We start from the raw sequence: 11,104 nt of genomic DNA, 5'->3' as shown, positions 1-11,104 counted from the left end.
GGCGTCGAAGTCGGGTGCGGGCAGGGCGCGGCGGTCGAGCTTGCCGTTGGGCGTCAGCGGCAGGGCCTCCAGCAGCACGATCGCCGCGGGCACCAGGTACTCCGGCAGTCGGCGGCGCAGCGCCGCCCGCAGGTCCGCCGCGGTCAAGGCGGTCTCCGCCGGCAGGCCGGTACCGGTCGGGACGGCGTAGGCCACCAGCTGGCCGGGCCGGTCGGCACGGGGTACCACGGCCGCCTGGGCGACGCCGGGCTGGGCGGCGAGCACGGACTCGATCTCACCGAGCTCGACCCGGTGGCCGCGCACCTTGACCTGGTCGTCGGTGCGGCCGAGGTACTCCAGACTGCCGTCGGCCCGGCGCTTGGCCAGGTCGCCGGTGCGGTACATCCGGGAGCCCGGCTCGCCGAACGGGTCGGCCAGGAAGCGCTCGGCGGTGAGGCCCGGCCGGCCGAGGTAGCCGCGCGCCACTCCGGTGCCCGCGACGTAGAGCTCGCCGGGAACCCCCACCGGCACCGGCCGCAGCCGCTCGTCGAGGACGTAGGCACTGCTGCCCTCGATCGGCAGGCCGATCGGCGGTCGTGCGTCGCCGTCCAGGGGAGCGCTCATGGTGGCGCACACCGTGGTCTCGGTGGGGCCGTAGGCGTTGACCAGCCGCCGGCCCGGCGACCAGCGTGCCACCAGGCTCCCGGACGACGCCTCGCCGGCCACCACCAGGGAGCGCACCGACGGCAGGTCCTCCGGCGCCAGGACGTCCAGCACGGTCGGCGGGAGCGTCAGATGGGTCACCCCCAGGTCGGCGACCAGTCCGGCCAGCGGGGCGCCGGGCCGCTGCCGGTCGGGTGTGGCGAGGACCAGGGTGGCGCCGGACAGCAGCGCCATGACCGTCTCCCAGAACGCCGCGTCGAAGCTGAAGGAGGCGAACTGGAGCACCCGGTCCCCGGGGCCGACGTCGAGCCGCTCGCGCTGGGCCGCGAGCAGGTTCGCGACGCCCGCGTGGGTGGCGACCACGCCCTTGGGCCGGCCGGTGGAGCCGGAGGTGTAGATGACGTACGCCGGGTGCTGGAGGCCGAGCACACCGAGGCGGTCCCGGTCGGTGACGGCGTCCGCCGCGAAGCCGTCCAGCCCGGCCTCGTCCAGGTCGACGTGCTCGGTTCCGGCCGGCAGCGAGGCGGCCGTCCGGCCGTCGACGACGGTGAGCCGGGGCGCGCCGTCGGCGAACAGGTAGGCGATCCGTTCGGCCGGGTACTCGGGGTCCACGGGCAGATAGGCGGCCCCGGCCTTGAGCACGGCCAGCGCAGCCACCACCAGCTCGGCGGAGCGCGGCAGCAGCAGCGCGACCACGGACTCCGGGCCGACACCCCGGCCGATCAGCAGCCGGGCCAGCCGGTTGGCCCGGCGGTCGAGTTCCGCGTAGGACAGCACGGTGTCCTGGAACAGCAGCGCGGGCGCGTCCGGGGTGCGGGTGACCTGCGCCTCGAACAGGGCCGGAACGGTCTGCCCCGCTACCGAGCGGCGGGTTTCGGGCCGCCCGGTGAGCCGGTCGCGCTCCTCGTCGGTCAGCAGGTCGATCTCGCCGATGGCGATCTGGGGGTCGGCGGCGACCGCGAGCAGCAGCCGCTCCAGGTGCCGGACCAAGGCCAGGACGGTGTCCCGGTCGAACAGGTCGGTGCTGAACTCGACGAAGCCTTCGATGCCGTCCGGGGCGCCGTCGCGGTCGCGGGTCTCGGCCAGGCTGAGCGACAGGTCGAACTTCGCCCCGCCGGGGTGGAGGGGTTCCCTGGTGAGCGTCAGTCCGGGCAGCTCCAGCTCGGACTCCGGGGTGCTCTGGAGGACCAGCATCACCTGGAAGAGCGGGTGCCGGTTCGCCGCCCGGCTCGGGTTGAGCACCTCGACCAGGCGCTCGAACGGCAGGTCCTGGTGGCTGAAGGCCGCGAGGTCGGCAGCCCGTACCCGGTCCACCAGCTCCCCGAAGCCGGGGTCAGACGAGGTGTCGGTGCGCAGCACCAGGGTGTTGACGAAGAACCCGACCAGCTCGTCCAGCGCCTGGTCGGTACGGCCGGCGAGCGCGGTGCCCAGCGGGATGTCGGTGCCCGCGCCGAGCCTGGTGAGCAGCGCGGACAGGCCGGCCTGCAGCACCATGAACAGGGTGGCCCGGCGCTCCTGGGCCAGCCGGGTCAGGGCGCGGTGCAGTGCGGCGTCGAACCGGACCGGCAGCGCCTCGCCGCGTCCGCCGGGAACGGCCGGCCGCGGCCGGTCCGCCGGAAGCGCCAGCTCCTCGGGAAGATCGGCCAAGGTCTCGCGCCAGAAGGCCAGTTGGCGGTTGGCGAGACTGGCCGGGTCGTCCTCGTCGCCGAGCAGCCCGCGCTGCCACAGCGCGTAGTCCGCGTACTGCACGGGCAGCGGCTCCCAGGCGGGTGCCGCCCCGGCCAGCCGCGCCGTGTACGCGGCACCCAGGTCACGCGCCAGCGGCGCCATCGACCACTCGTCGCCCGCGATGTGGTGGAGCACCAGCACCAGGACGTGCTCCAGCTCACCGAGCGCGAACAGCTCGGCCCGCAGCGGCGGTTCGCGGTGGAGGTCGAAGCCGGTGCCCGCGGCCGCGGCCAGCAGGGCGGGCAGCTCCTCGGCGGTGGTTCCGGTCACCGGCAGCGGGAGCGGGGCAGTGTCGAGCACCCGCTGCCGGGCCTCGCCGCCGACCTCGGTGAACACCGTGCGCAGCGACTCGTGCCGGTCGCAGACGTCCTGCAGTGCCGCCCGCAGGGCCGCCCGGTCCAGCTCGCCGCCGAGCCGCAGGGCCAGCGGCATGTTGTAGGTCGCGCCAGCGCCCTCGACCTGCTGCAGGAACCACAGCCGCTGCTGCGCGAACGACAGCGGTACGGCCTCCGGCCGGGGCAGCGGCCGCAGCGCGGGCCGGGCGGGCTCGCTCCCGGCGATCCGTACGGCGAGTCCCGCCACGGTGGGTGCCTCGAACAGGGTGCCCAGCGGCAGCTCCAGGCCGAGTTCGGCGCGGATCCGGCCGGCCAGTCGGGTGGCGAGCAGCGAGTGCCCGCCGAGGTCGAAGAAGCTGTCGTCGATGCCGACCTTCTCCACCCCGAGCACCTGCGCGAACAGCTCGCAGAGGATCTCCTCGCGGGCGTCGCGCGGGGCCCGGCCGTCCGCCGCGGCGTCGAAGTCCGGCGCGGGCAGCGCCCGACGGTCCAGCTTGCCGTTGACCGTCAGCGGCAGTGCGTCCAGGAGCACCACCGCGGAAGGCACCATGTACCCGGGCAGGGCCTGCCCGAGGTACGCCCGCAGCTCGGCGGCGTCCGCCTCGGGTCCGGACGGGACCGCGTAGGCGACCAGCCTCCGGTCGCCGGGCCGGTCCTCGCGGGCGAGGACGGCGGCCTCGGCGACGGCCGGGTGGCGGGTCAGCACCGCCTCGATCTCGCCCAGTTCGATCCGGAAGCCCCTGATCTTCACCTGGTGGTCCGCCCGGCCCTCGTAGACCAGCGAGCCGTCCGGGGTCCAGCGGGCCAGGTCGCCGGAGCGGTACATCCGTGCGCCGGGCGGGCCGAACGGGCAGGCGACGAAACGGTCCGCCGTGAGACCCGGCCGGTTCAGGTAGCCGCGGGCCAGCCCGGCCCCCGCGACGTACAGCTCGCCGACCGCCCCGGGCGGCACCGGGCGCAGGGCGGCGTCCAAGACATAGGCCCGCAGGTCGGGGAGGGCGGTGCCGATGGTGCTGCCGGTGTCGCCGGCCGCGTTCGCCCGGTCGAGCGCGTGGTGGGTGACGTGCACGGTGGTCTCGGTGATCCCGTACATGTTCACCAGCAGCGGGCGGTCCTCCGGGTGCCGCAGGTACCACTCGCCCAGCCGGTCGGGGGTCAGCGCCTCGCCGCCGAACACGACGTAGCGGAGCGCGAGTCGGGACCCCGGACGCTGCCGGTCGGCCTGGATCAGCTGGTAGAAGGCCGAGGGCGTCTGGTTGAGGACGGTGACGCCCTGCTCGGCCAGCAGGGCGAGGAACTCCTGCGGCGAGCGGGAGACCGCGTGGTCCACCACGACCAGCCTGCCGCCGGTCAGCAGCGCGCCCCACAGCTCCCACACGGCGAAGTCGAAGGCGTAGGAGTGGAACAGGGTCCAGACGTCGCGCTCACCGAAGTCGAAGCGCCGCGCGGCGGCCGTCAGCAGTCGGGTGACGTTGCGGTGCGAGACCACCACACCCTTCGGCGTGCCGGTCGAACCGGAGGTGAAGATCACGTAGGCCGGGTGGTCCGGGAGCAGCGGCGCGAGCCGGTCGGCGTCCACCGGGTCGGTCGCCGCCCGGTCGCCGGTGTCGCGTACGGACTCCACGCTGTCCAGCACGAGCACCGGCTCGGCCTCGGCGAGTACGGCACTGATCCGCGCGGCCGGGGCGTCCGGGTCGATCGGCAGGTACCCGGCGCCCGACTTCAGCACCGCGAGCTGGGCCACGACCTGCTCCACCGACCTGGGCAGGACGAGTCCGACCAGCCGCTCGGGACCGGCGCCGTGCTCGATGAGCCGGCGGGCCAGCCGGTTGGCCCATTCGTTCAACTCCCGGTAGGTCAGGGCGGTGTCGCGCCAGGTGACCGCGACGGCCTCGGGGACCCTCCCGGCCTGTGCCTCGAACCAGGCCGGGAGGGTGCCGGCCGCCAGGTCGGCGGCGGTACCGTTCCACTCCTCCAGCAGCCGCCGGCGCTCGCCGGCGCCCAGCACCTCGAGCCGGCCGAGGGGAAGATCGGGTTCGGCGGCCAGGGCCCGGAGGAAGTCCAGGAACCGCCGCCCGTGGTCCGCGATCTCGGTCTCGGTGAAGGCGGCGGCGTTGCCCGCGACCCGCACCCGCAGCCCGGTGTCCTCGCCGCCGCCCTCGAAGGCGATCGTCAGGTCGTCGACCGGGCCGCTGGGCACGCTGTGGATCTCCGCCGGGCAGGGGCCGAACCGCAGACCGGCCTGCAGTGGAAGGAAGTTGACCGCCGGTCCGAACATCCGACGGGAGCTGGCGCCGAGCCCGAGGTCCTTGCGCAGGTCCTCGCCGCGGTAGCGCTGGTGCCGCAGCAGGGCGCGCAGCTCGCGCGCGACGTGCCGCTGGAGGTCGGCGAACGAGGCCCCGGCCCGGACGTCGAGCCGCAGTGGGAGCACGTTGGAGGCCATGCCCGGGGTGTTCTGGGTGGTCGGGCCGAGCCGGCCGGTGACCGGGAAGCCGAGCACCACGTCGCGGGTGGTGACGAAGGGGCGCAGGTACGCCGCGGCCGCGGCGGCAAGGGTGACCTGCCAGGTCGTCCTGGCTTCAGTGGCCAGGCGCTTGAGCCCGGCGAGGAGCTCCGGCTCCAGGTGCCCGGTGAACCGCATCGCCTCGGACCACAGGCCGATGTCGCGGTCGGGCAGGCTCAGCAGCTCGGGCTCGTCCGCGAAGCGGTCGAGCCAGTACGCGCGGTCCTTGCGGCTCTGCTCGGAGGCGGCGTACTTGTGGTCCTCCTGGAGGAAGTCGGCGAGCGGGGCGAACTCGGTGGGCGGGACCTCGGTGCCCTCCGCCAGCGCCGTGTAGCAGGCGGCCACCCGCCGCACGACCAGGTTGAACCCGAAGGCGTCGGTGGCGATGTGGTGCACCCGGGTGTACCAGAGGTGGTGGTCCGCGGCGAGCCGGAACAGCGACTGCGTGAACAGCGGGCCGGTGGACAGGTCCGTCGGCTCGGACAGGTCCGCCGACATCCGCTCCAGCGCCACGCGGCGTCCGTCCTGCCGCCCGCTCAGGTCGTGCAGGTGCAGTGGCCACTCCCGCGCGGACCGGACGGTCTGCCACGGAGTGCCGTCGTCCTCGGTGAACCGGACGTGCAGCGCCTCGGCCTCGTCGACGGCGATCCTGAGCGCCCGTTCGAACAATTCGAGGTCAAGCGGTCCGTGAATTTCCACGAAACCGCTGATGTTGTACAGGGAACTCGCCGGTGTGAGCTTCTGGGCGAACCAGACGCGCTGCTGGGCCGCCGACAGCGGAAGGGCAGAAGAATGCGATCCGGCGAACACCTGGAAATCCCCCATATTCCTGCGGGGGATATCGATCGCCCCCGACGCGCGTATAGCCGCGCGGCACCCGTACATCTATCCAAGGTCGTCTGTCCACGCCGGATGCTAGCCACCGCCGGAAGCGGCGTCAACCATGAGCATGGATGACGTGATGCTGGCTCAACCTTCTTTAGCAGTCCGACTCTTGCGGTGAACGCGGTCCGGTTGGTAAGTGCCGGCCGCCCTCTTGCCGCGCCCGGTGCGGGCCCGCGCCGGTGCTGCGGACGCAGGCTGCGGTTACCCGCCCGTGCCGACCGGCTGGGCCAGGCGGAATGGGTCGTGAACACGCAGTCACACCAGTTGATCTGACGATGCGTGTGTCGGCCCGGGACCGCATTCATTACCCCCGGTCGGTGCGCGCGGGCAACGTGTCATCGATCACAGCCCGGACCCGGAGCCGTCGCAAGAATTCCTTGGAAGGGGGCCTCCGCGGTGATATGGTCTCGGCTGAGTTCGAATCAATTACCTTAAACTATGGGTGGGTTAGGTGACTGGCGATCTGTCAAGTGCTATCCGGGAAATCCTGGTGGACGATCTGGAGGTCGACGCCGACCTGATTACCCCGGATGTCCGGATCGATTCCCTTGAATTGGACTCGCTGGCGGCGGTGGAACTCATCACCGTGGTCAAGGAGCAGTTCAGCGTCGATCTCTCCGAGGACGAGAGCCGGCTGGGCAAGCTGACCTTCGGCGAACTGGTGGAACTCGTGAATTCCAGGCTGAGCGGGTCATGACCCGCACGTTTCCGGCCGCGGTCACCGGAGCCGGGCTGGTCACCCCGGCGGGCATCGGGGTCGAGGACACCTGGCAGGCCGTCCTCGAGCCCCGGGTGCTGGCGGTCAGGGACGCGGCGCTGCGGGACACCGGCGCCCACTACTGCCTGCGGGTACCGGAGTTGGGGCCGGAGGTGCTGCGGGGCCGGGGCACCGCGCACCTCGACCCGTTCATCCGCTACGCCCTGGTGGCGGTCGACGAGGCCGTCCGGGAGTCCGGGCTCGACCCGCAGAGCTGGGACGGCGGCAGGATCGGCGTGGTGGTCGGCACCGGGATCGGCGGCGTGGAGACGCTCATCCGGGCCCAGGACCGCTTCACCGAGCGCGGCCCCGAGGGGGTCTCGCCCTATCTGCATCCACGATCGCTGGCCAACATGGCCGTCGGCACGATCGCTTCGCGCTACGGCATCACCGGCCCCTGCCACACGGTCGTCTCCGCGTGCGCGTCCGGCGCCGTCGCCATCGGCGTCGCCCGCGACCTGCTGCGCAGCGGTGCCTGCGACACGGTGATCGCCTGCGGCACCGAGGCCGCGGTGGTCCCGGTCGTGGTCAGCGGGTTCGCCAGGATGGGCGCGCTGTCGAAGCGGGACGACCCCCGTGCCTCCCGGCCGTTCGACGCGGACCGCGACGGTTTCGTCGTCTCGGAGGGCGCCGCTGCGCTCGTGCTGGAGCGGCCCGAGGCCGCGGCGCGACGCCGGGCCGCGGAGCTGGGCCGGGTGCTCGGCTACGGCTGCACCACGGACGCCCACCACCCGGTCCAGCCGCGGCCGGACGGGGCGCAGGCCGAGGCCGCCGTCCGACAGGCGCTCACCGACGCGGGCCTGCGACCGGAGGCGGTCGACCACGTCAACGCGCACGGCACCTCGACGCCGCTGAACGACCGGGTCGAGAGCGAACTGCTGGCCCGGCTGTTCCCGCACGGCCCCTCGGTCACCGCCAACAAGGGCGTCCTCGGGCACTCCCTGGGCGCCGCCGGCGCCCTCGAGGCGGTGCTCTCGCTCTGCGCCCTGCGGGCCGGCCTGGTGCCGCCGGTGGCCAACACCGAAAAGGCCGACCCGCAGCTGCCCGAGCTGGACCTCGTCCTCGGGGGGCCGCGTCGGCAGTCGCCCTCCGTGGTGCTCAGCAACTCCTTCGGCTTCGGCGGAGCCAACTGCGCTCTGATCCTCGGGAATTGAGCGCACCCGGCAGCAGGAGACGCGACGCCGCGCACCCTGCCGCCGGGGCTCCGGGGCAACGCTGCCAGGCCGGCGGGTGCCCTGGCCGCGCCCGCCGCTGATCGATGGGACTCGACTTGACAGACAAGCGCGTTACGACGTTGACCGGCCTGCTCGCCGAAGGCGACTTCGCCGAGGTCCGGCCCGCCGGGCAGGACGTGCTCGACTACAGCCTCCAGACGCTGCGGCGGGCCCGGCTGCTGAACGCGGCCGGGGTCACCGCCAACTCGCTGTGGCTGGGGCGGGGGACGGCCGCGGAGTTCCCCGACTTCCTACGGGCGATGGGCTGGATCGGCGCCTGGGACGCCTCACTGGCCAACGTCCTGGTCTCGCACCAGATCGCCGGGGACGCCCTGCTCAGCCACGCCGATCAGGACCAACTGGCGAGCTTCGGCCCGGAGATCGACCGGATGGAGAAGGTCTACTGCTTCGCGGCCTCCGAGCTGCACGCCGGCTCGGACCTCAAGCGGGTGGGAACCACGGCCACCTACCGGCACGCGGACCGCTCGCTGGTGCTCCACACGCCGGAGCCCGCGCACAGCAAGGTCTGGATCGGCAACAGCCTGCACACCGGCGACGTGGCCATGGTGCTGGCCCGCGTGGTGGTGGACGGCCGGGACGAGGGCCACCACTGGCTGCGGGTGCCGCTGCGCAGCGAGGGGAGGCTGGTCGAGGGGGTGAGCGTGCACGGCGCCGAGCCGAAGGGCGGTGTCGAGGCCAACCAGACCGGCATCATCGCCTTCGACCACTGCGTCCTGCCGCTGTCCGCAATGATGGGCCGCTGGGCCCGGATCGACGAGGAGGGGCGGTACGCCTCCCCGCTGCGCCGCTTCCGCCGGTTCGACGAGTGCCTGGCCACCTTCACCCACGAGCGGCTCTTCCCCACCGCGGGCGCGGCCATGGCGCAGCGGGTCGCCTGTGCCGTCACCACCCGGTTCGCCTCCGTCAAGCGGGCCTTCGGCGGGCCGCTGCTCGACCACGCGCACTACCGGATGCGGCTGCGCACCGCGGCGGGACGGGCGGTCGCGGCCAAGCACGCGGTGGAGGCGCTGGCGGCCGTCGCGGTCGACCGCCACGAGGACGGGTCCCCCGCCGAGGACCGGCTGCTGCACGCGCTGGTGGCCTGCGGCAAGACCGGCAGCACCGGCGACGCCCGGCACACGCTGGCCGAGACCCGCGAGCTGTGCGGCGGCCTCGGATACCACCGGCTGAACCAGATCTCGCCCCTGCAGCACGACTACGAGATCGCGGTGACCTTCGGCGGCGACAACACGGTGCTCGGCTACCAGGCCGCACGGTTCGCGCTGCGTGAGCGCCCGGCGCTGGCCGGTGTGCTCGACGCCGCGGTGGGCCGTGCCGACCGGGGGAGCGGGCCGGGCGACCTTGGCGACTGGCCGGCCGGCCGGCTCGGCGGAGCGCTGCGCCGGGTGTGCGACGTGCTGCTGGACGACGCGGAACGGGAGGGGCCGGGTGCGGCCAGTACCGCCTGGTCGCGGGCCGTCTACCAGACGCTGGCGCTGGGCGGTTGGGCCGAGGGCGAGCCGACGGAGGCCGGGCGGGCGCTGCTGCGGCACTACGCGGCCGGCTGCCTGCTCGAGCACGCGGTGAGCGCGCTGCGGGCGGGGGTGCTGAGCCCGCAGGAGCTGCTGGAGGTGGCCCGGCTGCACGAGGAGGAGGGCGCGGCGCCCGCGGCAGCGGAGGATCTGCTCGGCCTGCTGGCCGTACCCGAGGCGCTGATCACCGCCCCGATCGCCCACGCCGACTTCGCCGAGCGCCATCTCGCCGCGGCGGCACGGCAGTCGGCGGAGCAGCCGGTTGCCTGCCCTTTCCCGGATCCGGTGTGACCGGGTGTCCGGAGGGACGATGAACACGACCGACGTCCGAGCCGTCGTCACCGGTATCGGGAGCTGCCTGCCGCCCGACGTGGTGACCAACGACGATCTGTCCCGGGTGCTGGACACCACACACGACTGGATCTTCAGTCGCACGGGGATCGCCGAGCGGCGTGCGGTCAGACCCGGTACGAGCACCGGTGACCTGGGGACGGCCGCCGGTGCCGCGGCGCTGGAGTCGGCCGGCCGGCGCGACTGCGACCTGGTGCTGCTGGCCACCACCACCCCCGACCAGCGCTGCCCGGCCACCGCTCCGCAGATCGCCGCGCGGCTCGGACTGGCCGGTGTGCCGGCCTTCGACCTGTCGGCGGTGTGCTCGGGCTTCGTCTACGGGCTCAGCGTCGCCGGGGCGATGATCGGCGCGGGCAGCTACGAGAGCGTGCTGCTGATCGGCGCCGAGACATACTCCACCATCGTCGACCCCGCCGACCGGGGGACCGCAGTGCTCTTCGGGGACGGGGCGGCGGCCGTGGTGCTGGAACGCGGCCTGCCCGGCACGCCGGGTGAACTGCTCCACGTCGAGCTGGGCAGCGACGGCGCCGGCGCCGACCTGATCGCCATCCCGGGGGGCGGGTCGCGGGCACCGCACCTGGCCGCGGACTCCGCCGCGCGCTACTTCCGGATGGACGGGCGCGAGGTCTACGCGCAGGCGGTGGCGGCGATGACGCGATCCGCGCGGAGCGTGGCCGAGGCGGTCGGCTGGCGGACCGAGCAGATCGACGCGTTCGTCGGGCACCAGGCCAACGCCCGGATCCTGCGCGCGGTGGGCAGGCGCCTGGGCCTGGCCGAGGAGCGGGTGGTCTGCCGGCTCGCGGAGGTGGGCAACACCGCCGGGGCGTCCATTCCGCTGGCCCTGGCCCAGGCCGCCGCGGACGACCGGCTCTCGAAGGGCGACCGGGTGCTGATGACGGCCTTCGGCGGTGGCCTGACCTGGGGATCGGCCGCCATGGTCTGGTCCGGGGTCCAGCCCGTGCAGGCTGACGGGCCCTGCCCGGTGTGAGGAACTCGCCGGTTGTCCGTGCGGCTTGGACCGGCGGGCAACTCCGCGGCGTCGCGTGCCGATAGCTCTCGTCTGGACGCACATCCCTCGTCGCGCGCAGCGCCGCTGCGCTCTCTTCCCCCAGCCTGACGGCCGGGGGGACCCCCGCACGATGCACGCCCAGACTCGG

General features: G+C 73.8%; 5 protein-coding genes. 4 read left to right on the top strand and 1 reads right to left on the bottom strand.

Annotated features, from left to right (window positions below; genetic code table 11):
* The coding region (locus tag ACWDAK_RS39315; protein ID WP_427395413.1) for an amino acid adenylation domain-containing protein at positions 1 to 6,018 on the bottom strand (6,018 nt) is incomplete at its 3' end.
* A gap of 526 nt (positions 6,019 to 6,544) precedes the next feature.
* On the opposite strand from ACWDAK_RS39315, the gene ACWDAK_RS39310 reads away from it, so the two are divergent.
* From ACWDAK_RS39310 to ACWDAK_RS39295, 4 genes are all read left to right on the top strand, one after another.
* A complete protein-coding gene (locus ACWDAK_RS39310; protein ID WP_344641354.1) occupies positions 6,545 to 6,790 on the top strand; it encodes an acyl carrier protein in 246 nt (81 codons plus the stop codon).
* Positions 6,787 to 8,004, top strand: a complete 1,218-nt coding sequence (locus tag ACWDAK_RS39305) for a beta-ketoacyl-[acyl-carrier-protein] synthase family protein (RefSeq protein WP_344641353.1) — start codon at positions 6,787 to 6,789, stop codon at positions 8,002 to 8,004. The genes ACWDAK_RS39310 and ACWDAK_RS39305 overlap by 4 nt, the downstream gene beginning before the upstream one ends.
* A 116-nt stretch (positions 8,005 to 8,120) precedes the next feature.
* Positions 8,121 to 9,887 carry an acyl-CoA dehydrogenase family protein gene (locus ACWDAK_RS39300; RefSeq protein WP_427395412.1) on the top strand — a complete coding sequence of 589 codons (1,767 nt, stop codon included), beginning with the start codon at positions 8,121 to 8,123 and terminating at the stop codon, positions 9,885 to 9,887.
* Positions 9,888 to 9,906: 19 nt separating this feature from the next.
* Positions 9,907 to 10,935 carry a beta-ketoacyl-ACP synthase III gene (locus tag ACWDAK_RS39295; RefSeq protein ID WP_344641351.1) on the top strand — a complete coding sequence of 343 codons (1,029 nt, stop codon included), beginning with the start codon at positions 9,907 to 9,909 and terminating at the stop codon, positions 10,933 to 10,935.
* Positions 10,936 to 11,104 lie beyond the last annotated feature (169 nt).

Source organism: Kitasatospora sp. NPDC001175 (genome assembly GCF_053598215.1).
Note: the sequence above shows the minus strand (reverse complement) of the source record. Positions and strands in the feature narration are given on the sequence as shown.

Coding starts and splice junctions, on each gene's coding strand:
- ACWDAK_RS39295 (WP_344641351.1), top strand. CDS start 9,907: ATGAACACGACCGACGTCCGAGCCGTCGTCACCGGTATCGGGAGCTGC.
- ACWDAK_RS39305 (WP_344641353.1), top strand. CDS start 6,787: ATGACCCGCACGTTTCCGGCCGCGGTCACCGGAGCCGGGCTGGTCACC.